The organism is Bradyrhizobium sp., from assembly GCF_035309285.1.
Taxonomy (GTDB): domain Bacteria; phylum Pseudomonadota; class Alphaproteobacteria; order Rhizobiales; family Xanthobacteraceae; genus Bradyrhizobium.
The window spans coordinates 107,613-128,603 of the sequence record NZ_DATGFH010000060.1 but is presented as its reverse complement, the minus strand read 5'-3'; the positions used below and the strand labels follow the sequence as shown (position 1 = coordinate 128,603).

General features: G+C 63.9%; 21 protein-coding genes, 1 tRNA gene and 2 pseudogenes. 12 read left to right on the top strand and 12 right to left on the bottom strand.

Annotated elements, in window-relative coordinates:
• On the bottom strand, nucleotides 1-401 hold a 401-nt coding region (locus VKR55_RS12415), incomplete at its 3' end, for a peptide-methionine (R)-S-oxide reductase (protein ID WP_324403595.1).
• A gap of 116 nt (nucleotides 402-517) precedes the next feature.
• Nucleotides 518-1,231 (bottom strand): peptide-methionine (S)-S-oxide reductase MsrA, encoded by a 714-nt coding sequence (gene msrA, locus VKR55_RS12410; protein ID WP_324403593.1) that lies wholly within the window; start codon nucleotides 1,229-1,231, stop codon nucleotides 518-520.
• A gap of 267 nt (nucleotides 1,232-1,498) precedes the next feature.
• On the opposite strand from msrA, the gene VKR55_RS33065 reads away from it, so the two are divergent.
• The 3 genes and pseudogenes from VKR55_RS33065 to VKR55_RS33055 all read left to right on the top strand — a co-directional run.
• Nucleotides 1,499-1,756 carry a hypothetical protein gene (locus VKR55_RS33065; RefSeq protein ID WP_414642348.1) on the top strand — a complete coding sequence of 86 codons (258 nt, stop codon included), beginning with the start codon at nucleotides 1,499-1,501 and terminating at the stop codon, nucleotides 1,754-1,756.
• 12 nt (nucleotides 1,757-1,768) lie between these two features.
• A pseudogene (locus VKR55_RS33060) lies at nucleotides 1,769-1,876 on the top strand (tetratricopeptide repeat protein); the annotation flags it as partial.
• Between the two features lie 37 nt (nucleotides 1,877-1,913).
• Nucleotides 1,914-2,315 (top strand): annotated as a pseudogene (locus VKR55_RS33055) (caspase family protein); the annotation flags it as partial.
• A gap of 133 nt (nucleotides 2,316-2,448) precedes the next feature.
• Here VKR55_RS33055 and VKR55_RS12400 read toward each other — a convergent pair.
• Nucleotides 2,449-3,567 (bottom strand): ATP-dependent DNA helicase, encoded by a 1,119-nt coding sequence (locus VKR55_RS12400; RefSeq protein ID WP_324403601.1) that lies wholly within the window; start codon nucleotides 3,565-3,567, stop codon nucleotides 2,449-2,451.
• Nucleotides 3,568-3,743: 176 nt separating this feature from the next.
• Here VKR55_RS12400 and VKR55_RS12395 point away from each other — a divergent pair, with 176 nt between their 5' ends.
• Both VKR55_RS12395 and VKR55_RS12390 read left to right on the top strand, forming a co-directional pair.
• Nucleotides 3,744-4,946 (top strand): LLM class flavin-dependent oxidoreductase, encoded by a 1,203-nt coding sequence (locus VKR55_RS12395; RefSeq protein WP_324403591.1) that lies wholly within the window; start codon nucleotides 3,744-3,746, stop codon nucleotides 4,944-4,946.
• A gap of 117 nt (nucleotides 4,947-5,063) precedes the next feature.
• Nucleotides 5,064-5,219, top strand: coding sequence for a hypothetical protein (locus VKR55_RS12390; RefSeq protein WP_324403589.1), 156 nt, complete (start codon nucleotides 5,064-5,066; stop codon nucleotides 5,217-5,219).
• 113 nt (nucleotides 5,220-5,332) lie between these two features.
• Here the strand turns inward: VKR55_RS12390 and flbD are convergent, their stop codons facing one another.
• From flbD to VKR55_RS12350, 8 genes are all read right to left on the bottom strand, one after another.
• Complete coding sequence (gene flbD / locus VKR55_RS12385; RefSeq protein ID WP_324403587.1) at nucleotides 5,333-6,715, bottom strand: sigma-54-dependent transcriptional regulator FlbD; 1,383 nt, start codon at nucleotides 6,713-6,715, stop codon at nucleotides 5,333-5,335.
• 47 nt (nucleotides 6,716-6,762) lie between these two features.
• Complete coding sequence (gene fliN / locus VKR55_RS12380; protein ID WP_324403585.1) at nucleotides 6,763-7,116, bottom strand: flagellar motor switch protein FliN; 354 nt, start codon at nucleotides 7,114-7,116, stop codon at nucleotides 6,763-6,765.
• Nucleotides 7,117-7,119: 3 nt separating this feature from the next.
• A complete protein-coding gene (locus VKR55_RS12375) occupies nucleotides 7,120-7,755 on the bottom strand; it encodes a FliH/SctL family protein (protein WP_324403583.1) in 636 nt (211 codons plus the stop codon).
• A complete protein-coding gene (fliG, locus tag VKR55_RS12370) occupies nucleotides 7,755-8,837 on the bottom strand; it encodes a flagellar motor switch protein FliG (protein ID WP_324403581.1) in 1,083 nt (360 codons plus the stop codon). Before fliG ends, VKR55_RS12375 begins: the two co-directional genes overlap by 1 nt.
• Nucleotides 8,838-8,843: 6 nt before the next feature.
• On the bottom strand, nucleotides 8,844-10,469 hold the full coding sequence (gene fliF / locus VKR55_RS12365) for a flagellar basal-body MS-ring/collar protein FliF (protein WP_324403579.1): 1,626 nt from the start codon (nucleotides 10,467-10,469) through the stop codon (nucleotides 8,844-8,846).
• A 177-nt stretch (nucleotides 10,470-10,646) separates the two neighbouring features.
• Nucleotides 10,647-10,922 (bottom strand): CtrA inhibitor SciP, encoded by a 276-nt coding sequence (gene sciP / locus VKR55_RS12360; protein WP_002714638.1) that lies wholly within the window; start codon nucleotides 10,920-10,922, stop codon nucleotides 10,647-10,649.
• 222 nt (nucleotides 10,923-11,144) lie between these two features.
• The gene (locus VKR55_RS12355) at nucleotides 11,145-11,840 is read right to left on the bottom strand and encodes a flagellar hook assembly protein FlgD (RefSeq protein WP_324403316.1); all 696 of its coding nucleotides are present in this window, start codon (nucleotides 11,838-11,840) and stop codon (nucleotides 11,145-11,147) included.
• Nucleotides 11,841-11,850: 10 nt separating this feature from the next.
• On the bottom strand, nucleotides 11,851-13,566 hold the full coding sequence (locus tag VKR55_RS12350; protein ID WP_324403314.1) for a flagellar hook-length control protein FliK: 1,716 nt from the start codon (nucleotides 13,564-13,566) through the stop codon (nucleotides 11,851-11,853).
• Between the two features lie 373 nt (nucleotides 13,567-13,939).
• On the opposite strand from VKR55_RS12350, the gene mnmA reads away from it, so the two are divergent.
• From mnmA to VKR55_RS12320, 6 genes are all read left to right on the top strand, one after another.
• Nucleotides 13,940-15,121 (top strand): tRNA 2-thiouridine(34) synthase MnmA, encoded by a 1,182-nt coding sequence (mnmA, locus tag VKR55_RS12345; RefSeq protein ID WP_324403312.1) that lies wholly within the window; start codon nucleotides 13,940-13,942, stop codon nucleotides 15,119-15,121.
• A gap of 22 nt (nucleotides 15,122-15,143) precedes the next feature.
• Complete coding sequence (locus VKR55_RS12340) at nucleotides 15,144-15,779, top strand: class I SAM-dependent methyltransferase (RefSeq protein ID WP_324403310.1); 636 nt, start codon at nucleotides 15,144-15,146, stop codon at nucleotides 15,777-15,779.
• Between the two features lie 50 nt (nucleotides 15,780-15,829).
• Nucleotides 15,830-16,177, top strand: coding sequence for a hypothetical protein (locus tag VKR55_RS12335; protein WP_414642347.1), 348 nt, complete (start codon nucleotides 15,830-15,832; stop codon nucleotides 16,175-16,177).
• 97 nt (nucleotides 16,178-16,274) lie between these two features.
• Nucleotides 16,275-16,351, top strand: a tRNA-Met gene (locus tag VKR55_RS12330).
• A 346-nt stretch (nucleotides 16,352-16,697) separates the two neighbouring features.
• Nucleotides 16,698-17,759 (top strand): alpha/beta fold hydrolase, encoded by a 1,062-nt coding sequence (locus tag VKR55_RS12325; protein ID WP_324403306.1) that lies wholly within the window; start codon nucleotides 16,698-16,700, stop codon nucleotides 17,757-17,759.
• 311 nt (nucleotides 17,760-18,070) lie between these two features.
• Nucleotides 18,071-18,796: a haloacid dehalogenase type II gene (locus VKR55_RS12320; protein ID WP_324403304.1), complete on the top strand. Its 726-nt coding sequence runs from the start codon at nucleotides 18,071-18,073 to the stop codon at nucleotides 18,794-18,796.
• Nucleotides 18,797-18,875: 79 nt separating this feature from the next.
• Here VKR55_RS12320 and VKR55_RS12315 read toward each other — a convergent pair whose 3' ends face one another.
• A complete protein-coding gene (locus tag VKR55_RS12315) occupies nucleotides 18,876-19,775 on the bottom strand; it encodes a LysR family transcriptional regulator (protein WP_324403302.1) in 900 nt (299 codons plus the stop codon).
• Nucleotides 19,776-19,894: 119 nt separating this feature from the next.
• Here VKR55_RS12315 and VKR55_RS12310 point away from each other — a divergent pair, with 119 nt between their 5' ends.
• Nucleotides 19,895-20,944: a uroporphyrinogen decarboxylase/cobalamine-independent methonine synthase family protein gene (locus VKR55_RS12310; protein WP_324403300.1), complete on the top strand. Its 1,050-nt coding sequence runs from the start codon at nucleotides 19,895-19,897 to the stop codon at nucleotides 20,942-20,944.
• The last annotated feature ends 47 nt before the right edge of the window (nucleotides 20,945-20,991 follow it).

Below are 20,991 nucleotides of genomic sequence, written 5' to 3'. Positions count from 1 at the left end.
TCGAACTTGGCGTCAGATTCGAACAACGTCTGGCCGCAGCCGGCACAGACATAGGTGCCGGCGCGGTGGTCGTGCTCGTATTCGCCGGTGAAGGGACGCTCGGTCGCCTTCTCGCGCAGCACCGCGTACTGCATCGGCGTCAGTTCCTTGCGCCACTCGGCCTCGCTTTTCTCGACCCTAGGTGTCGTCTTGGCGTCGGACTCGAACAAGGTCTGGCCGCAGCCGGCGCAGACATAGGTCCCCGGCCGCGTCTCATACTCGTACTCGCCCGAGAACGGCCGCTCGGTCGCCTTCTCGCGCAGCACCGCGTACTGCATGGGCGTCAATTCCTTGCGCCACTCAGCCTCGGTCTTGACGACCTTGTCTGTGGTCTTTGCGTTTTTAGTCTTGGCGCCGGACATGGATGCTCCCTTCGGGCGTATGATCCGGAAAAGTGTGTAGCGGTTTTCCGAGAAGATCATGCGCAAATAGCAGGCCAAAGCGCGATGATGGTCATCGCGCTTTGGAGAAGCTGCCGTCAGTTGGAGACGCTGACGTTCTTCACCAGTGTCGGCTTCTCGATGTAATTCGCTGCAAACAGCTTCTTCAGATTCTCGATCTTGGGCAGGTCGTTATAGGCAATATAGGGCTGGTTCGGGTGCAGCGTCAGGTAGTCCTGATGATAGGCCTCCGCCGGGAAGAACCCCTGGAGCGCGGAAACCTTGGTCACGATCGGCTTGCGATAGACCTTGGCGGCGTTGAGCTGGGCAATATAGGCCTCCGCGACCTTCTTCTGCTCATCGGTCGTGGTGAAGATTGCCGAGCGATATTGCGTGCCGGAGTCCGGCCCCTGGCGGTTGAGCTCTGTCGGGTCGTGCACAACGGAGAAGAATATCTGCAGGATCTTGCCGTAGGAAACCTTCTTCGGATCGTATTTGATCTGCACGGACTCGGCGTGGCCCGTGGTACCGGTCGAGACTTGCTCATAGGTTGCCGTCATCCGGCTCCCCCCCGCGTATCCGGAAACCGCACTCACCACGCCCGCGGTGTGCTGGAACACGCCCTGCACCCCCCAGAAGCAGCCCCCCGAGAGCACCGCGGTCTGCAGGCCGTCAGCCGGCGCGACATCGCTGGCCGGTGCCGGGATGACTACCGCGTCTTCCGCGGCGCGCGTAGGTACGGAAACGAAGGCGGCGATCGCCAGTGCGCCGATGGCAGCGGCGCAGAGCGAGAGGCGGCTGAACTGGCTCATGGAGTTCCTCGTTTGGGCTTGAGTGTCGGCTGTTGAAGGTAGTCTAAGGCGCGCCCGTGGTGCTTCACAATTGCCTGCGGCGCCTTTCTTGCCTCCCAGATACGGGGCAGGGGTCGATTTGTTACCGGCGAGGGGACACGAGTCCGTGAATAAATCGCCGATGACCAAGGCGTTAAGGCGCGTTCGGCGCCTGGGCGGCAGGCCGTCCTGAAATGAACCGCGACAGGTCTCGCCGACAAACTTTCGTTGTGCCGGAGCAAGTTGGACATGTGGCGCTCCCTTCTGCTTTCGCTCGTGGTGCTCGGTCCGCTCAGCCTTTCCGCATTGGCCGGTCCGGAACTGGGGGACGACATTGCGACCTGCCGCCAGCGGGGAGGCGACCTGAGGGCACGCGCGGATGCCTGCGAGCGACTGATCCTGGACGGCAAGGCAACCGGAAAGGATCTGGCGCTGGCCTACGCCATTCGCGGCAGCGTGCTCTTCACCAAGCGCAACATCGACAAGGCGATCGAAGCCTACAACTAGGCGCTCGAGCTCGATCCCGACAATGTCGGTTTCCTCAACGCGCGCGGCTGGGCCTACGAGCGCAAGGGCAAGGACGACGAGGCGATCGCCGACTACAATCTCGCTTTGCAGAAGCGCCCGAATTTCGCCATCGCTTACTACAACCGCGGCACGGTGTACCTGCGCAGGGGCGCTGGAGCAGGTGATCGCGGCCGTCGGAGGCGCGCGCAAGCTGCGCCTCGTCATGCTCGATGCCTGCCGCGACAATCCTTTCGCCGCGACCACGCAGCACACGATCGCGCTGAAACTGGTCGACAAGGGCTTTTCCGATATCGAGCCGTCCGCGGACTTCATGGTGGTGTATGCGGCCAAGCACGGCGAGACCGCGGACGACGGCGCAGGCACTGACAGTCCGTTTGCCGTGGCCGTCGCACGCGACGTCAAGGAGCCGCATGTCGAGGTCCGGAAGCTGTTCGACATCGTGCGCGATGACGTCTGGACCGCGACCAGGCATCAGCAACAGCCGTTTACGTATGGCTCGCCGGCGGGACGCGAGGATTTTTGCTTCGCAGGGAAGTGACCGTCATTGCGAGGAGCCAAAGCGACGAAGCAATCCATACCTCCCGGGAAAACGTGGATTGCTTCGCGGAGCCTGTCATCGGGCCGCGCGTTCGCGCGGACCTGTTGGCTCGCAATGACGGGAGGATATTGCTTCACACCACGACGCTTAGCCGCTTTGCCGCCCGCGTGATGCCGGTATAGAGCCAGCGGGCGCGGCTGTCCTGGAACGCAAAGCTCTCGTCGAACAGGACGACGTCGTCCCATTGCGAGCCCTGCGACTTGTGCACGGTGAGCACATAGCCGTAGTCGAATTCGTCATAGGGCTTGCGCTGCTCCCACGGGATCTGCTCGATCCCGCCCTCGAAACAGTCCTGGCGCACGGACACCTTCGTGACCTTGTGGACGAATTCCTCGTCCGGCGACAGCCGCATGCTCAGGATGCGCGATGATTTGGAGCGCGAGGGAGTGCGCGCCTTCACCCGCCACAGCCCGCCATTGAACAGGCCCTTCTTGCGGTTGTTGCGCAGGCAGACCAGCTTGTCGCCGGCGACCGGCAGCGGCTCCTCGATGTCCTGCCGCTGTCGCATTCGCATATTATAGGCGCGGCGGGTGTTGTTGCGTCCGACCAGCACCTGATCGGCGTCCATCACCCGCTGCGGATCGAGCTCGGCGCGCGACACCACCTCGCTCTCGCCATGGCGGCCGATGTCGAGCTCGCGGCCCTCGCGCACGTCCATCGACATCCGCACGATCGGATCGTCCTGGGCCTGGCGATGCACCTCGGTCAGCATCGCGTCGGGCTCGGATGCCGTGAAGAAGCCGCCGCCCTGGATCGGCGGCAATTGCGCGGGATCGCCGAGCACCAGCAGCGGACATTCGAACGAGAGCAGGTCGCGGCCCATCTCGGCATCGACCATGGAGCATTCGTCGATCACGATGAGCTTTGCCTTGGACGCCGGCGCGTCGTCCCAGAGCTCAAAACTCGGCTGCTCGACGCCCGACTCGCGCGCGCGATAGATCAGCGAATGGATGGTGGAGGCGCCGTCGCAGCCCTTGTTGCGCATCACCAGCGCGGCCTTGCCGGTGAAGGCCGCGAATTTCACCTCGCCGTCGACGCCGTCGGCGATATGGCGTGCCAACGTGGTCTTGCCGGTGCCGGCATAGCCGAACAGGCGGAAGACCTGCGGCGTGCCGTTCTTGCCGGGCTTTGCTTTCATCCAGTCGGCCACGGCTTTGAGCGCAGAGTCCTGGTGCGGGGTGAAGGTCGTCATGAGCCTGAGGGGTACGAGCGTGAGCGGCGACTCGCGTCCTGACAACCTAATCATTCACCTGTTCGGATCAAGCCTGCTTCCGCGGCGCGGAATTGGTATGCGCTAAGCGCCGCTGGACTTGGGCCCGGCGGGGGCTACACTAACCAAAAAACGAGACAGGTCCCGGGAGAGGCGTCATGAAATTCGGCATCTTCTACGAGCTGCAATTGCCGCGCCCGTGGGTTGAGGGTGGTGAATTGAGGCTCTACCAGGACGCGCTGACGCAGCTCGAGACCGCCGATCGGCTCGGTTATGACTACGCCTGGGTCGTCGAGCATCATTTTCTCGAGGAATATTCGCATTCTCCGCAGCCGGAAGCTTTCCTTGCAGCGGCGACCCAGCGCACGAAACAGATCCGGCTCGGCCACGGCATCATCCAGCTCACTACCAATCATCCCGCGCGCGTCGCCGAAAAGGTCGCGGTGCTTGATCTGTTGAGCCGCGGGCGCTGCGAGTTCGGCATGGGGGAGAGCGCTTCCATCACCGAGCTCACGCCGTTCGGCCGCGACATGGAGACCAAGCGCGAGGTGTTCGAGGAAGCCGTTCAGGCGATCTTCCCGATGTTCACCAAGGTCGGCACCGAGCATCACGGCAAATATTTCGATATTCCGCTGCGCAATGTGGTGCCAAAGCCGGTGCAGAAGCCACACCCGCCGCTGTGGATGGCGTGCTCGCAGCTTCCGACCATCGAGCGCGCCGGACAAAACGGCTTTGGCGCGCTCGGCTTCCAGTTCGTCAGCGCGGACGCGGCGCATGCCTGGGTGCATGCCTATTACAACGCCCTCACCAAGCGGCTGAAGAAGCTCGCCGATTACGAGATCAACCCCAACATGGCGCTGGTGTCGTTCTTCATGTGCGCGGAGACGGACGAAGAGGCGCGCCGGCGCGCCGACGGCGCGACCTTCTTCCAGTTCGCGCTGCGCTATTACGGCCAGTCGCAGAGCCGCCAGCGTCCGGCGCCGGGCACCGTCAACATGTGGGACGAGTACAACAAGTGGAAGCGGGACAATCCGGAAGCGCAGGAGGCCGCGCTGCGCGGCGGGCTGATCGGATCGCCTGAAACCATCCGCAAGAAATTGCGGCGTTTCCGCACCTCGCATATCGATCAGGTGATCCTGCTCAACCAGGCCGGCAAGAACACGCATGAGCACATTTGCGAGTCGCTCGAGCTGTTCGCGAAAAAAGTGATGCCCGAGTTCCAGTACGACCCCGAGCACGACGAATGGAAGAAGGGCGTGCTCTCCGGCGCGATCCAGCTCGAGGAGATCGACACCGCCGCATTCACTGACCGTTACGGCAAGCTCGCGGTCAGCGTGGCGCCGAAGGTGGCTGCGGGCTAGCCGCGATACGCCCTCTGCAGATCGAGATAGCGCTCGCCGCTTCAACTCGGTGGGCGATTTCGTTCGAGCCAAATGGATGGTGTGGCCTGCGCCCGCGTCCCATGGCATGCTGGCGCGATGAAACGGATCGGCATCTGGGCCATCTACGTGGCCGGCACGCTCGCAATTCTCTATCTCGCGCTGTACGCCTATATGGTGTTCCGCGGGCACCAATTCACGCCGGGTGATCCCATCCATATTTTCCGACGCCCCGGCGGGCCGAATTATTCGTGATGATGTGTCGCCAGTTCTCGCCATTGCGAGCGAAGCGAAGCAATCCATAGTCTACCGGCGGAGGCAGTCTGGATTGCTTCGTTGCTTCGCTCCTCGCAATGACGACGTCGAGACTAACCCGTCGTGGCTATCCGCTGCCCGTATTCACCTGTGCCCGGCGGCGGGATCGGCACGCCGCCGTCTGCATATTCGTTGAGCTTGTTGCGCAACGTGCGGATCGAGATGCCGAGGATATTGGCGGCATGGGTGCGGTTGCCGAGGCAGTGCTTCAACGTCTCCAGGATCAGGTCGCGCTCGACGTCGGCGACGGTGCGGCCGACCAGCGCGCGCGTCACCTGCTCGGCGGCGAAGGTCGCGTGCGCCACCGCCGGCTGGGTTTTGGCGACATCAAGCCGGTCGCCGTCGGGGGTCAGGATCGCCTCGGGGCCGATCTCGTCGCCTTGCGCCATCAGCACCGCGCGATGAATGGTGTTTTCGAGCTCGCGGACGTTGCCCTGCCAGCGGTTGGTGGTGAGTACCCGCCGCGCGTCGGCCGAGATCGGGCGCAGCGGCACGGCGTTGGCGTCGGCATATTTCTTCGCGAAATGCTGCGCCAGCTCGAGGATATCGGCCGGGCGATCGCGCAAGGGCGGGATCTTCAGGTTCACGACGTTGAGACGGAACAGCAGATCCTCGCGGAAGGTGCCTTCGCGCACGGCGTCGGAGAGGTTGCGGTTGGAGGTCGCGATGATGCGGATATCGACCGGCACGGGCCTGGTGCCGCCGACGCGGTCGATCACGCGCTCCTGGATCGCTCGCAAGAGCTTCGATTGCAGCCGCACGTCCATCTCCGAGATTTCGTCCAGCAACAGCGTGCCGCCGGTCGCTTCCTCGAACTTGCCGATGCGGCGCGCCACTGCACCCGTGAAGGCGCCCTTCTCATGGCCGAACAATTCGGATTCGAGCAGGTGCTCCGGGATCGCCGCGCAGTTGATCGAGATGAAGGGCCGCTTGGCGCGGGCCGAGCGGGAATGGACATAGCGCGCCAGCACTTCCTTGCCCGTTCCGGATTCCCCGGTGATCATCACAGAGGCGTCCGAGCCCGCGATCTGCTGGGCCAGCTTGACCACTTTCGCCATGGCCTCGTCGCGATAGATGAGGTCGCGGGAATCGTTGGCGACGGCGGCCAGCACCGCGGCGATCAATTCTGGATCCGGCGGCAGCGGGATATATTCCTTGGCGCCGGCATGGATCGCGGCAACCGCGGCGCGGGCGTCAGAGGAGATGCCGCAGGCGACGATCGGAACATGGATGTGCTCGGCCTCGAGCCGCATCACGAGGTCGCGGATGTCGAGCCCGACATCGACCAGGAGGAGGTCTGCGCCCTTGCCGCCGCGCAGCACCGCCAGGGTCTGCTCGTTGCCCTCGGCATGGGTGACGGAGGCGCCATTGTCCATCGCGATCTTGGTGGCTGCGGTGAGCTGGCCCTTCAAGGTGCCAACGATGAGAAGCCGCATGTCAGTCTCCTGTTCTCTTGAGCACGCGTTTCAGGCGCGAGAATTGATTAGGTTCGTTCCGCCTTCAGGATTTCGGTCATGGTCACGCCGAGCTTGTCTTCCACCAGCACCACCTCGCCGCGCGCGACGAGACGGTTGTTGACATAGATGTCGATGGCTTCGCCGACGCGGCGGTCGAGCTCGAGCACGGTGCCGGGGCCGAGCTTCAAGAGCTCGCCGACGTCCATCTTGGAGCGGCCGAGCACGGCCGAGACCTGCACCGGCACGTCGAACACCGCCTCGAGATCGGCGGCGACGCGGGCGGCCTGTTCGTCCTCGTTGTAGCCGACGTCGTTCCCGACCGGCGCCTCGGCCGCGTTGTTGAGGTCGGGAAGCGGAACCTGGGTGTCGGTGTCGCTCATGTCTTAAACCCCCACGGCCGGTGCGGCCTCGTTCCTGGACGTGATGTAACGTCCGACAAGTTCGTCGATCCTGGCGTCGATCGCCGCGCGATCCAGTACGACGCCGCCGTCGGCCCATTCGATCCGACAATCGCCGGTCGCAATCTCGGGCTCGGCCAGGATGACGAGGCGACCCTCGAAGCCGGATTGCTTGGCGAGCCGCTCGATACTCTCCCGCGCCACCTCGTAGAGCGAGGCGTTGACGCGCACGACGAGATGCGGCGTCGAGACCAGGTGCGAGAAGCAATCCTGGACGAGACCTGTGATCTCGCCGAGCGGCTCGGCGGCGATCAGCTCGCTGCACAGTTTTCGCGCGACCGCAACCGCGACGTCGACCGCCTCGGTCTCCATCCGCGTCTCGATGCCGGCGAAGCGCGCCGCGATGGCCTGCATGCCGATCTTGATCTCTTCCAGCGCCAGCGCCGTGCGGCGGTCGCTTTCGGCTTTGGCCTCGCGCTGGCCGGCGTCGAAGCCGTCGCGATAGGCGCGCTGCTCCGCGGCCGCAATCCGTTGCGCGACCTCGGCATGGGTCGGCCGCTCGCGCGACTTGTCGGGGGCGGCGAAGTCGGTATCGAACAGGAATTTCGCGGGCGCGGCCATCAGTACACCAGTTCGTCGTCGGCGCGGTTCTTGGTCAGTGTGATCTCGCCCTTGGCGGCGAGATCCTTGGCGAGGTTGACGAGCAGCGCCTGAGCCTCGTCGACGTCGCGCAGCCGAACCGGCCCCATCGCCGCCATGTCGTCCAGCAGCATCTTGCCGGCGCGCGAGGACATGTTGCCGAGGAAGAAGCTCTTGACCTCCTCATTGGCGCTCTTGAGCGCGACCCCGAGCTTGTCCTTGTCGACATTGCGCATCAGCGTCTGGGCGGAGGCCGAATCCAGCTTGATCAAGTCGTCGAAGGTGAACATCAGCGCCTTGATGCGTTCGGCGGATTCGCGATTCTCCTCTTCCAGCGAGGTGATGAAGCGCGTTTCGGTGTGGCGATCGAAATTGTTGAAGATTTCGGCCATCACCTCGTGGGCGTCGCGGCGGCGGGTCTGCGACAGGTTCGACATGAACTCCGTGCGCAGCGTCTTCTCGACGCTCTCGATCACCTCCTTCTGCACGGCTTCCATCTTCAGCATGCGGCCGACCACGTCGAGCGCCATGTCCTCGGGCAGGATCGCGAGCACGCGCGCCGCATGCTCGGGCTTGAGCTTCGACAGCACCACTGCGATGGTCTGCGGATATTCGTTCTTCAGATAGTTGGCGAGCACCTCTTCCTGCACGTTGGAGAGCTTCTCCCACATGTTGCGGCCGGCGGGGCCGCGGATCTCGTCCATGATGCCGTGGACGCGCTCCGGCGGCAGGTATTGCTGCAGCAGACGTTCGGTCGCGTCGAAATTGCCCATCAGCGCGCCGGAAGCCGACATGCGCGAGACGAATTCCAGCAACATGTCCTCGACTATGTCCGCTTCGACGGTGCCCAGCGTGGACATCACCAGCGACAGCTCGCGCACCTCGTCGTCGTCCAGCATCTCCCAGATCTTGCCGGCATACTGTTCGCCGAGCGCGAGCATCAGCATCGCCGCGCGCTTGGGGCCGGCGATCTTCAGCTTTTCTTTGCCGGCCTGGCGCTGGGCAAGGCTCGCAATGACACTGGTGATGTCCTGGGAGTTCTGGGCTTGTTGCGGAAGAGCCATGTCAGGTCACTCGGCGGGTTCACTCAGCCATTGCCGGATAATGCCGACGGTTTCGTTGGGGTTGCGCTCGGCGAGCTCGCCGACGCGATGCATGGACTGGGCGTGGACCTGGCCTTGCACCTGCGCGACGTCGATCAGATGCGCGGTGGTGCTGGCGCCCGGAAGCAGGCCGCCGGGCACGGGGCCGACGGCAGGCGCGGCCTCTTCCGGCGGCGGCGCGGTGACGGCATTCGTCAGCGCGGCCAGTTCGTCGGAGGCCAGGATCTTCTTCACCAGCGGGCGCACCACCATGAACAGCACGACAAGGCCGAGCAGCATCATGACGCCGAGCTCGATGACGTACATGATGTCGTCCTTGGTGAACTGCAGCATGCCGAGCAAGCCGGTGGGCTCGGAAATCGGGGTGACCTGCGGGCCTTCGGCGAATCGCAGATTGACGACCTCGACCTGGTCGCCGCGCTTCTGGTCGAAGCCGATCGCCGAGCGCACGAGCGCCGCGATGCGGTCGAGCTCGTCCTTGGAGCGCTCCTTGTAGACGAGCTCTCCCTTGTCGTTCTTGGTGTAGGAGCCGTCGACGAGGACAGCGACCGAGATGCGGTTGACGCGGCCGGCCTCGGTCACCTCGGTCTTGGTGGTGCGGGAAATCTCGTAATTGTTGGTTTCCTCGCTCTTCTTGCTCTGGTCGCGCGTCTCGGGAGCGTTGTTGTTCTGCGGGGCGCCGGGCAGCTCGTTGTTGACGGTGACCTGGCCGTTGTTGTCAGCGGTGGCCGAGGATTCCTCGCGGGTCTGGCTCGAGCGCAGCACGCGGCCATCGGGGTCGAACTTGTCCGAGGTCTGGGTGATCTTGTTGTAGTCGAAATCGGCCGAGAGCTGGACGCGGGCGCGGCCCTGGCCCACCACCGAGGAGACGATGTCCTCGACCTCCTTGCGCAACCGCTTTTCGAAGGCTGTGCGTCGCTCGTCGCCGACGACCTGGTCAATGTCGCTGGTGGCGCCGTCGGCGAGGAGCTGGCCCGACTCATCGACGATCGAAACGCGCTGCGGCTTCAAGCCGTTGACGGAGGAGGCGACGAGATGGCGGATGGCGCGGATCTGCTGCGGCTCCAGCGTGCCGCGCACCCTGAGCACGATCGAGGCCGACGGCTCCGGCGTCTCGCGCGAGAACAGCGGCCGCTCGGGCAGCACCAGGTGCACGCGGGCAGCCTGAATGCGGTCGATGGACTCGATCGTGCGCGCGAGTTCGCCTTCGAGCGCCCGCAGCTGATTGATGTTCTGCACGAAGCTCGTGGTGCCGAGCGCATCCGACTTGTCGAAGATCTCGTAGCCGACGCCGCCGCCCTTGGGCAAGCCGCCCTCGGCGAGCTTCATGCGCAGCCGCGTGACCTTGTCCTTCGGTACGAGGATGGTGCTGCCTTCGCTGCGGAGTTCGTAAGGGATGCCCTGGCGGTCGAGGTCCTTGATGATGCTCGAGGAGTCCTCGAGGCTCAGATCGGTGAACAATGTGGTCATCTGCGGCGTCGTGACGCGCACGATGACGAACGCAAAGAAGCCGATCAGCGCGGCCGTGACCGCGACCATCGCCATCAACCGCGCAGCCCCCAGGCCCTTCAGGAAGTCTACGAGACCTTGCAAAACCAACTACCCCAGATTCGGCGCCCAACAGCCGAGTAGGCAATTATTGCCTACGGTATGGTTTCGATATGGTTAACGAAGGTTAAGGGACCCAAGGAATTGGCCGATATGAAAAAAATCGACCTCGCGAAGCGAGGCCGATTTTTTTCAAATGCCCTGGTTCGAGAGGGACGTGGATTACTGGCGATACTGTTGGATCCGGGTGGTGCGGAGCCCGGCGAGGCCGTGCTGGTCGATCGAGAACTGCCAGGAGAGAAACTCGTCAACCGTCAGCGTGTAGCGGCTGCAGGCCTCTTCGAGGGAGAGTAGCCCGCCGCGGACCGCGGCGACGACTTCGGCCTTACGGCGAATGACCCACCGTTTGGTACCGGGCGCGGGCAGGTCCGCAATCGTAAGTGGGCTGCCGTCAGGCCCGATGACGTATTTCACCCTCGGGCGATGGGGTTCTGTCATGGCGTACTCACAAACTCTTAACCACTGAACTCACGCTACCAAAGTACGCCGCGCGGCTTAAAATTTGCCTAAGCCCAAGGCGTCAATACGATTCTCCTTTGAAATGACGGCAACACGATGAACCCGGCGCCGCGAGAGCACCGGGTTGCACAGCCAGAGGATGCGATCTTTAACGGTTTCTTAATTCTTGGGCCCGCCTGAACGCGCCGGTGACGCGCTTGACTAGCTTCCGATGGCCTTGACCTGGCTGACCGTGTAGGTCTGCCCGTTGATCGTGAGCAGCGGCGGCGATTGGGTGAGGTCGACGGAGGAGACTGTGCCGCCGACCTGGGTCGTTATGCCGACGGACTTGCCGTTGCTGTCGGCCGCGGTCGCGGTCAGCGTGTAGTTGCCGTCGGGCCATTGTGTGCCGTCATTGCCCTGGCCGTTCCAGGTGAAGGGCTGGTTGTTGCCGGCGTCCGCCGCGAAACTGTTGGAATAGACGGTCTGGCCGGCGGTGTTGGCGATGGTGATGTTGACCGTCGAGGCCGAGGGGACGTTGAGCTCCCACGTCGCCTTGGAGTTCGACAGTGCCGCGGTGTTGCCGGATACGACCGCGGTCTTGCCGACGAATTGCAGCGCCTGCGTCGCCTCCGCAGTTTGCTGCAGCGAAACCAGCGTCGACAGAGAGTCGTTGGTCTTGAGCTGCTGCTCGACGCCTGCGAACTCGACGAGTTGCTGGGTGAACTGGTTGGTGTCGAGCGGATCGAGCGGGTTCTGGTTCTGAAGCTGCGTCGTCAATAGCGTGAGGAAGGTCTGGAAATTGCCCGCAATGGTTTGATTGCTCGTTCCGCTCAGGCTCGAGGAGGACGACGATGACGGAAGCGGCGTGGTGCCCGAAACGATCGGCGAGGCCGTGGTTGCGCCTGTACTTGCCATGTCACTCTCCTCAGACTCTGATATCCACGCCGCCGCTTGCGCCGAGCATGCGGCCATAGGACCGTCCGGCCATCACAGCAGGTGGCGGATTCTCTTCAGTGACCACGAGCCGCTGCGGCTGGCCGCCGCTCTGGTTGCCGGTGTTGTTCTGTCCGGACGACGATTGGTCGCGCAGGCTGAACTGCAGGCCGCCGCTGCCGGTCTTGAGCCCCGCATCGTTCAACGCCTGCTGAAGCTGCGGCGCGTCCTGCTGCAGCATCGACAGCGTCTCCGGCTTCTCGACCGTCAGATGCGATGTCACCTGGCCATTGCTGTCGACATTGATGCGGACATCGATGCGGCCGAGGTCGGCGGGATCGAGCCGCAGGTCGAAACTGGTCTTGCCGCTCTGCGCGGTCGCCGCGATGGTGACGGCGAGCCCGGAGACCGGCACGGCGGCGCCGGTCGCCTGAGTCACGGTCAGTCTATCCGTCGCCACCACCGGCGCGGCGTCGGAAAGCTGCTGCGGCACGGCCGTCACTTGCGCGCTCGCATCGACGACGGGGGCCGGCGCCTGAACGCCGGCAGCGGCCGGAGCATGATCGGCGGTTGCCGTTGTCGACGGCGCCGACGCGCCATTGCCGTCCGGCTTGACGGCATCGGCGGGCGTGACGGCGGTATTGGCCTTGGCGTCGGTAGCCGGTTGCTGCGGCGGCGCGCCGTTCTGGGGCGCGTTGGTCGCTGCCGTTTTTGCCGACGGATCGGACGTTGCTTGCGTGCCGGAAGCCGCATTGGTTGCGGTCTTGGCTTGAGTTGTGGTCGCCACAGCCGTCTTGAGGCCAGTGGTGTTCGCTTTGGTCGCGCCCGCCATGCCGGCCGCGGCGAGGAGCGCCAGATCCGAAGACGCGGTGGAGTCGGTTGCCTCTTGCGTCGCCGTCGCGTCGATCGCCACGCCTTGCGCCGGCGTCTTTCCGCTGGCGGTGACGACGGTCGTCGTCGCGCCCTTCGAAGCGCCGTCCGCCTTCGCTTGCGCCGGTGCACCCGTCAGCGACGCCGTGATTGAGGTAGTGGCGGCTATCGCAGCCGCTGCGATCGCAAGCGGCGCGTTGGAATTGCCTGATGCCGCCGGGGCATTGGTGAGCGTGCTTGCCACCGGAAGCAGCGCTGCGATCGGATTTGGCGGGTTGGCGGGCGTGCCGCCTGTCTGCACCGTCATGCCGGCGCCGGTCGTATCGGTGGTCTTGCCACTGTCGGGCGAACTCTTGTCGGTCGATTTGCCGCCCTCGGTCTTCGACGTGCCGGATTTCGCAGCGTTGGCCGCCGTCGTGTTGCTGTTGCCCTGGTTGGCGGTCGCCGTGGTGGACGGCGTGTGCTCAGGAGCGGTGGAGTTGTCTGAGCCGCTGGGTGGCGGATTCGGGTTTGCGCCGGTGGCGCCTTGCGGGGTGGCGGCGCTTTGCGCGCCGGGAGGGCTCTGCGTGCTGGCGGCGCCTGGCGTGCTGGCGGCGCCTGGCGTGTTGGCGGTCTCGTTCGAGTTGTTGTCGCCGCCGCCGGTTGCGTTTTGGCTCGCGTTCGGTGGGGCCGTCGGTTCCGGCGTCGGCGGGAACGCAGCCGCGGGGTCGGAGGGCAGGCTGCTGTCGACCAGCGCGGCGAAGCTTCCTGTGAGCTGCGTCGGGTCGGGCAGGGCAGGCTTCGGCGGCGCGCTTTGGAAGCTCGCGCTTGCTGTGACATCTAACGTGACGCTTACCACGGCCGGCCTCTTGCGATGAACTTGGCAGGGAGGGGTTAGCAAGGAGCGGGCCAGCCGCTTTCCGAAAAAAATATATATACTTTCCAATGTGTTGAGGCGGCACAACGGCGCGGCTGCGGGGTCCGGAAGCGGCGCTCTTTCTGCCGCTCGGCAAGATTTGCCGTTTGCGCTGCAAAAGGCCCTCGCGCGATTTGCTTCACGGCGGACCGGCCTATATTAAAGAATGTGCCTCCCAACCGATTTCGGCCGTTAGCTTGTCCGGAACCGTGCCGGAGGACCGCTAATGCGAGATCGGCTCCAAAACGGCTTCCTGATCGCTGATTCATGGAAGCGGTCGGCGCCGCCCGCGATCGTTTGGTAACGCTTAAACCCCATGCTCAACAGTCTCGATCTCGAAGGCCGTCCGGAGGATACCAGGGTCGTTGTCGCCATGTCCGGCGGCGTCGACTCCTCGACGACGGCTGCGCTGTTGAAGTCGGAGGGCTACGACGTCGTCGGCATCACCCTGCAGCTTTACGACCATGGCGCGGCAACGCATCGCAAGGGCGCCTGCTGCGCGGGCCAGGACATTCACGATGCGCGCAACGTCGCCGAGCGCATCGGCATTCCGCATTACGTGCTCGACTACGAAGAGCGCTTCCGCGAATCCGTGATCGACACCTTTGCCGAGAGCTACGCGCTCGGCGAGACGCCGGTGCCGTGCATCGAGTGCAACCGATCGGTCAAGTTCCGCGACCTCATGAAGACCGCGCGCGAGCTTGGCGCGCAGGCGCTCGCGACCGGCCATTACGTTGCTTCGCACCACATGGCCGACGGATCGCGCGCGCTCACCTGCGCGGCCGACGCTGACCGCGACCAGAGCTACTTTCTGTTCGCGACCACGCGCGAGCAGCTCGATTTCCTGCGCTTCCCGCTCGGCGACATGTCCAAGCCCGAGGTGCGCGAGCACGCGCGCCGCTTTGGCCTCACCGTTGCCGACAAGCACGACAGCCAGGACATCTGTTTCGTGCCGACCGGGCGTTACACCGATATCATCAGCCGGCTGAAGCCGAATGCGATGGAGCCCGGCGATATCACGGATCTCGACGGGCGCGTGCTCGGCACCCATCAGGGCATCGCGCATTTCACCGTAGGCCAGCGCAGGGGGCTTGGCATCGCCTCCGGCCATCCGCTTTATGTTGTGCGGCTCGATGCCTCGACCCGCCGCGTGGTCGTCGGTCCGCGCGAGGCGCTCAGGATGGACCGCATTGCGCTGCGCGACGTCAACTGGATCGGCGAAGGCGCGCTCGATCGCGCGATCGGCAAGGGTCTCGAGGTTTTCGTGCGGGTGCGCTCGACCCGCGCGCCGCAGCCGGCGTGGCTGCGCGGCAGTGACGGCCGCTATGAAGTCGAGCTCGTCGCCGGCGAGGAGGGCGTCTCGCCCGGCCAGGCCTGCGTGTTCTACGACGCCGCCTTCGGCCAGGCGCGCGTGCTGGGCGGCGGCTTTATCCAGAGCGCGACGTCGACGCGTGCGAGCCTTTCAACGCGGCCGCTGGCTGAAGCGCTACGCGGCTAGAATTTCAGGGGCGCGCGGGGGCATGGGGGATATCGACCGCGAAGGGGTCGAAAAGGCGTATGGGCGCTGGGCGCCGGTCTACGACCTCATCTTCGGCAAGGTGTTCGATCAGGGCCGCCAATCGACGATCGCGGAAGCCGACCGCATCGGTGGACGTGTCCTCGATGTCGGCGTCGGCACCGGGCTTTCGCTGTCGGATTATTCGCGCTCGACAAAAATCTGCGGCGTCGATATTTCCGAGCCGATGCTGCGCAAGGCGCAGAGCCGCGTGCGCGCCGAGAAGCTCACCAATGTCGAGACGCTCGCGGTGATGGACGCCAAGAATCTCGCGTTCAAGGATGAGTGCTTCGATGCGGTGGTGGCGCAATATGTCATCACCGTGGTGCCGGACCCTGAGGCGACGCTGGACGATTTCGTGCGCGTGCTCAAGCCCGGCGGCGAATTGATCCTGGTCAATCACATTGGTGCCGAGAGCGGTCCGCGCCGCCTTTTCGAGCTTGCCTTCGCGCCGCTCGCGCGCCGGCTTGGCTGGCGGCCTGAGTTTCCCTGGGAGCGGTTGGTCAAATGGGCTGCGAAGCATGGCGGCGTGACGCTTGCGGAACGGCGGCCGATGCCGCCGATGGGGCATTTCTCGCTGATCCGCTACCGCAAATCCTGAGTGCGGTTCCCGGAACTTCCGCGCGCGATAGCCGTTCTCAGCCCATGCGGATGAGATCACTCGCTCTCGCTTCTTGCATCGCGATATCCGGTGCTGCCGCACACGCGCAGGCGCCGGCGTCGCCCGCGACCCCGCCGGCCCAGACCGCGCCGCCCGCGCCGAGTCAGCCGACGAATTGCGCGCCGATGACGCCGCGCGGCACGATCGCGCCGAACGGCGCCACCGTCGGTCAATCCAACGACCAGTTGGGCGACAAGCTCGCGAAATCGGATGGCACCTTGTGCCCGCCGTCCGGCATCGATCCGGAAATCCGTGCACCGACGCCCGAAGGCGGCAAAATGCCGGTCATCCCTCCGCCAGGCAGCCCCGGCGGCGACCCCTCGGTACGGCCGAAGTGAGGCCATTTCTGCTTGCTTGACAGGGGCAAGCCCGATTCCCTATATCCCGCGCATTCGCGCCGCCGCATAATACAATGATGTCGGCGCCGCATGCCTTGGCGGGGTAGCTCAGCTGGTTAGAGCACGGGAATCATAATCCTGGGGTCGGGGGTTCGAGTCCCTCCCCCGCTACCAAGCGCGCAGTGTTCAGCCCGGAGACATCGGTAACAGAGCGTACCTAAGACATGGGTGACAACCTCGTGCCGGACGGGTTGTCGAGTGGTTGCAGGGTTCGCTGCTCCAGGTCGAAATATCCGAGATCATAGTGCATGAAGCTGACGAGCCGACGCCCTCGTCCGCCGGTCACCCATGACCTCGATCGGCGATCTCCTGAGCGCGAAGACCATTCCCTGGAAGTATTCGTACGCCTCAGAAGTCCGACCGGCGCGCATTGGTGATCCAATGCAACCCGGCCGACGGAGTTTGAGCATCGAGCCAGCATTGACTATTATCGATCCGGCGTCATGCGTCGAGTGTTCCAATGGATTCAGCATCGGACGTTGCAGGGACGTTTGGGTATCATCAGTTCAGCCTGATCGATGCCTTACGCTGTATGCAGGGTGATGCACTCGCCGCGTTGGGCTATGGAGCGATCGAGAGCCCACATCGGATCATTGAGTCGGGCTCATTCTGGCGCTTGCGCGCCTATGGCTCCTCGGACGAAGGCCGTCCGGTGCTCATCGTGCCGGCGCCGATCAAGCGGGCTTATGTCTGGGATCTCACGCCGCGTGTCAGCGTAATCCGTGAATGCCTGAGGTCGGGCTTGCGGGTCTTTATGCTGGAATGGCTGCCGGCCTCGGACGCGACCTGCAACATCGGGATTGCCGACCATGTCGAAGCGATCGCTCATGCGCTGGAGACGGTCGAAAGCAGATCACACCATGAGAAGCCGGTTCTCATGGGCCATTCGCTCGGTGGAACACTCGCTGCCATTGCTGCGGCCACGGTGCCGGATTTCGTTGCAGGCCTGGTGTTGCTGGCATCGCCTATCTGCTTCCGAGCCAACGGAAGCAGCTTTCGAGACGCCCTTGTCGCGCTCGTTCCGGCCCCCGTTTCGGATTCAAAGCCGTATCCGGGATCGATGCTGTCCCAGGTGAGTGCGATGGCCTCTCCCGAAACGTTTATCTGGTCGAGACTGGCGGATGCGGCTCTTTCTGCTGCCGATGATAGTGCCATGGATATTCATGCTCGCATCGAGCGGTGGGCGCTCGATGAAGTGGCGCTCCCGGGGAGACTGGTCAGCGAGATCGTCGACCGGCTGTATCGGGAGAATCGCTTTTGCCGCGGAATCTTGCAGGTCGGAGAGCGGATCATCGGAGCGGCGAACCTCGCATCTCCCACTCTCGCAGTGGTCAACACGGCGGATAGAGTGGCGCCGCTGGATTCGCTCAGTCCGATCGCCGAGGCCCTGGGGTCCGACCAGTTCCGTATTATCGAGCATCCCGGCGAGAATGGCGTCTGTCTGCAACATCTTGGCGTGCTGGTCGGGCGGCAGGCCCATGCCGAGGTTTGGCCAAAGATCATCGAGTGGATAAGGACGTGAGGAATTTGAGATGCCGTTGCTTTCGGGCCGCATTGGCGGAACGTGACGTCCTCCGGAATCAATATTTGGAGCAGTCCAGAGAGCCCGCTGCATGCCACTCTCGACAGTAGGCCGGAGCTCTCGAAGAAATCGATGCTGCAATGTTCGGCCGTTCGCTTCGCTGAGACAGTTTCCTGCTTTGAGCGGCCCAGGCAGCAGATTGTGCCGATGGACGGCGCAAAACAGGCCGACTCTGCGGGTTAGTCGACTAAAACGCTGCAACACTGCCATCGACCGTGCATAGACTGATCCGCAAGCGAGGAGAAATCGACATGCTGCTCACGGACTTTGACGCGCTAACCTTTGATTGCTACGGCACCCTGATCGACTGGGAGAGCGGGATGGTCGAGGCGCTCAAGAGCCTCACCGATCGGGCGCGGCGGCCGCTCACCCGCGACCAGATCCTCGAGGCGCACGCGCGTCATGAGTCCAGCCAGCAGCGCTACACACCGGCAACGCGATATCGGGACCTGCTACCGATCGTCTACAAACGTCTCGCTGAGGAGTGGGGCATCCACGCGACCCACGAGGATTGCGTCGAATACGGTCGGTCCGTCGGAAATTGGCCGGCGTTCGAAGATTCTCCGGGCGCGCTCCAGTATCTCAAGAAATATTTCAAGCTCGTCATCCTTTCCAACGTGGACAACGAGACCTTCCATGCGAGCAATCGTAGGCTGCAGGTGGAGTTTGATGCGATCTACACTGCGGAAGACATCGGATCATACAAGCCGTCACCCCGCAACTTCGACTACATGATCGAGAAGCTCGAAGCAATCGGCGTGAGGAAGGAGAAGATCCTTCACACGGCCGAAAGCATGTTTCACGACCACAAGCCCGCAAACGATCACGGCCTGAAATCGTGCTGGATCTATCGCCGGCACGCCAAGCAGGGTTTTGGTGCGACCATGCACCCGGGCGAGATGCCCCATGTGGACTTCCGGTTCAACAGCATGCACGAACTGGTGAAGGCACATCAGGAGCAACTGCGGGTCAAGTGACGGCCCGGCGGCAGTGATCTCGACGATGCCGAGTACTTGGCCTCGTGCAGCAGGGGTTGAGCTACTGCCGCAGGTTCGGTCAGCCTGCGACTTGTCGGATGATTTGAACAAATCGCCTCGCCAACGGTGATAACTCGCGGTCTACCAGGCGACTTAACCCGAGCGCCCGGCGAGTACCGGCTCCGTCCAGCCTGATGGCATGCAGCAGGCCGGCGCGTCGTTCGAGCGTGACGAGCTGCCTTGGCATCAACGCGATGCCGTCGCCGTGAATCACGATCGACTTCATGGCGGTCATTGAATTGGTTCGGATCGAGCGCAAGGGCCACGTCATGCCGGCTGCCGTGAACAACGACTCGAGCTGGCGGTGGTAAGCGCTGTCTTCGCTGGGCAAGACCCATTCGGCCTCCTGGAGGCGGCGGAGGGAGGTTCTTTGCATCGCGGACAACATATGGCCGGCGCGGACCACGACGCAGAAGGGATCCATGGCGAGCCGCTCTTCGCTTATGTCGTCGGTCGGCGGATAGACACTGATCGGACCGACGAGCAAGTCCAGTTCGCCGCTCCGCAGGCCGGCGATGCCCTCGGGGTGCGTTGTCTCCCGCACAAGGGCTGCTGCCGCCGGGGTCTCCTTTTTCAGCTGCGCCAGGGCGCGCGGGACGAGCTCTGCTGCCGCGACCGGGGTGACGCCGACGGCAACCGGCCCGACGGCGGACGATTTGGCGTGCTGCATTTCTTCCCAGGCGCGCGCCACGATGGCTTCGACCTGAATGGCACGGCACGAAAGTATTTCACCTGCCTCGGTTAGCCTGGCGCCGGCGCGGCCTCGTTCGAGGACACGCCTGCCGATTTGCCTTTCCAGCTGCGCGATGCTGTTGGAAAGCGTCGGCTGAGACAATTTCAGGACCTGAGCGGCGCGGCTGAAAGATCCGCACTGGGCGATGGTCGCAAGATAGCGGAGCTGCCTGAGTTCGAGGTCCATTTGCAAAACCTATGGAATACGTCAGTTTGCTTATTTGACAACAATAGAAAAACCCCCGTCAAGTTGCGCGCGGGATTTGGGGCATTCGGCAACGATCAAGCCTGTCCTGGGGGGAGAGGATGACGCAGTGCGATCACGTTCATCTTGTCGGCAGCGTGGGCCTGGATAGCGCGGACGAGGTGTTTTGCCGGCTTGGGCGCATGCTCGGCCGGCGGCTTGATCGCATTCCCGACGGTGAACCGGGACCGCGCCGACTATGGGTCAGCTTTCAGTATCCGTTGCTCAGGGCAAGCCCCTTTCTTCGACCCGATCCGAGCGGTGCGACGAGAAAGACCTCGGGCCTGCCGCTGCTGTGTCTCGCCGACGACGTGAAGCCGGGTGAGGTTCGCTTTGGAGAACTTGGCTACGCGCGAGAGGCGCGCGCTTCGTATCAAGACTTCCTGGCTTGCCGCGGGCGCGGCGATATCCAGCCCCGCGCCCGGTTTCAGGTCTGCCTGCCGACGCCGATGAGCGTGATTTACGCGTTCTGCACGGCGCGCGATATAGCCGAGATCGAGCCGGCCTATGAAGCGGCGATGCTGCGCGAGGTCGACGCGATCTGCCGGCATATTCCCCACCAGGACCTTTGCATCCAATGGGACGTGTGCCACGACATGATTCTGTGGGACGGACAGCCCCAGGATCAGTTTCCGCTCGTCAACGCCTCGAAAGCCGAGATCGCCGCTAGGTTCGGACGGATCTGCGCCACGATTCCACGGGACGTCGAACTGGGCTTTCACCTCTGCTACGGCGATTTCGGCGGGAAGCACTTCTTTGATCCCGTCACGGCACGCTACCTCGTCGAGATCGCCAACAGCATAGCCGCCACCGTTGCGCACGACATCGCCTACATTCACCTGCCGGTGCCGTTGCCGCGGGCGAGCGACGAGTTCTTTGCGCCGATGCGGGACTTCAAGCTCGCCCCGACAACGCGGCTCTTCCTCGGACTGATCCATGCCGCCGATGGCGTGGAAGGCGCGCGGCGGCGAATTGAGCTTGCGCGCAAATACGTGCCGGAGTTCGGAGTAGCGACCGAGTGCGGCTTTGCGCGCGCCCGCAAACCCGAACTTGTCGAGCAGATTCTCAGGATCCATGCCGAGGTCGCCGCCGAACCGCCGGCGGCAGCATGATTGGTCTGCGGAGTTCCTCGCCATGAGGGTCGCACCGTTCGACGTTG

Excerpts from the sequence above, each read along its gene's own strand:
- msrA (WP_324403593.1), bottom strand. The coding sequence starts at position 1,231 with ATGAGCCAGTTCAGCCGCCTCTCGCTCTGCGCCGCTGCCATCGGCGCA.
- VKR55_RS33065 (WP_414642348.1), top strand. The coding sequence starts at position 1,499 with ATGTGGCGCTCCCTTCTGCTTTCGCTCGTGGTGCTCGGTCCGCTCAGC.
- VKR55_RS12400 (WP_324403601.1), bottom strand. The coding sequence starts at position 3,567 with ATGACGACCTTCACCCCGCACCAGGACTCTGCGCTCAAAGCCGTGGCC.
- VKR55_RS12395 (WP_324403591.1), top strand. The coding sequence starts at position 3,744 with ATGAAATTCGGCATCTTCTACGAGCTGCAATTGCCGCGCCCGTGGGTT.
- VKR55_RS12390 (WP_324403589.1), top strand. The coding sequence starts at position 5,064 with ATGAAACGGATCGGCATCTGGGCCATCTACGTGGCCGGCACGCTCGCA.
- flbD (WP_324403587.1), bottom strand. The coding sequence starts at position 6,715 with ATGCGGCTTCTCATCGTTGGCACCTTGAAGGGCCAGCTCACCGCAGCC.
- fliN (WP_324403585.1), bottom strand. The coding sequence starts at position 7,116 with ATGAGCGACACCGACACCCAGGTTCCGCTTCCCGACCTCAACAACGCG.
- VKR55_RS12375 (WP_324403583.1), bottom strand. The coding sequence starts at position 7,755 with ATGGCCGCGCCCGCGAAATTCCTGTTCGATACCGACTTCGCCGCCCCC.
- fliG (WP_324403581.1), bottom strand. The coding sequence starts at position 8,837 with ATGGCTCTTCCGCAACAAGCCCAGAACTCCCAGGACATCACCAGTGTC.
- sciP (WP_002714638.1), bottom strand. The coding sequence starts at position 10,922 with ATGACAGAACCCCATCGCCCGAGGGTGAAATACGTCATCGGGCCTGAC.
- VKR55_RS12355 (WP_324403316.1), bottom strand. The coding sequence starts at position 11,840 with ATGGCAAGTACAGGCGCAACCACGGCCTCGCCGATCGTTTCGGGCACC.
- mnmA (WP_324403312.1), top strand. The coding sequence starts at position 13,940 with ATGCTCAACAGTCTCGATCTCGAAGGCCGTCCGGAGGATACCAGGGTC.
- VKR55_RS12340 (WP_324403310.1), top strand. The coding sequence starts at position 15,144 with ATGGGGGATATCGACCGCGAAGGGGTCGAAAAGGCGTATGGGCGCTGG.
- VKR55_RS12335 (WP_414642347.1), top strand. The coding sequence starts at position 15,830 with ATGAGATCACTCGCTCTCGCTTCTTGCATCGCGATATCCGGTGCTGCC.
- VKR55_RS12325 (WP_324403306.1), top strand. The coding sequence starts at position 16,698 with ATGGATTCAGCATCGGACGTTGCAGGGACGTTTGGGTATCATCAGTTC.
- VKR55_RS12320 (WP_324403304.1), top strand. The coding sequence starts at position 18,071 with ATGCTGCTCACGGACTTTGACGCGCTAACCTTTGATTGCTACGGCACC.
- VKR55_RS12315 (WP_324403302.1), bottom strand. The coding sequence starts at position 19,775 with ATGGACCTCGAACTCAGGCAGCTCCGCTATCTTGCGACCATCGCCCAG.
- VKR55_RS12310 (WP_324403300.1), top strand. The coding sequence starts at position 19,895 with ATGACGCAGTGCGATCACGTTCATCTTGTCGGCAGCGTGGGCCTGGAT.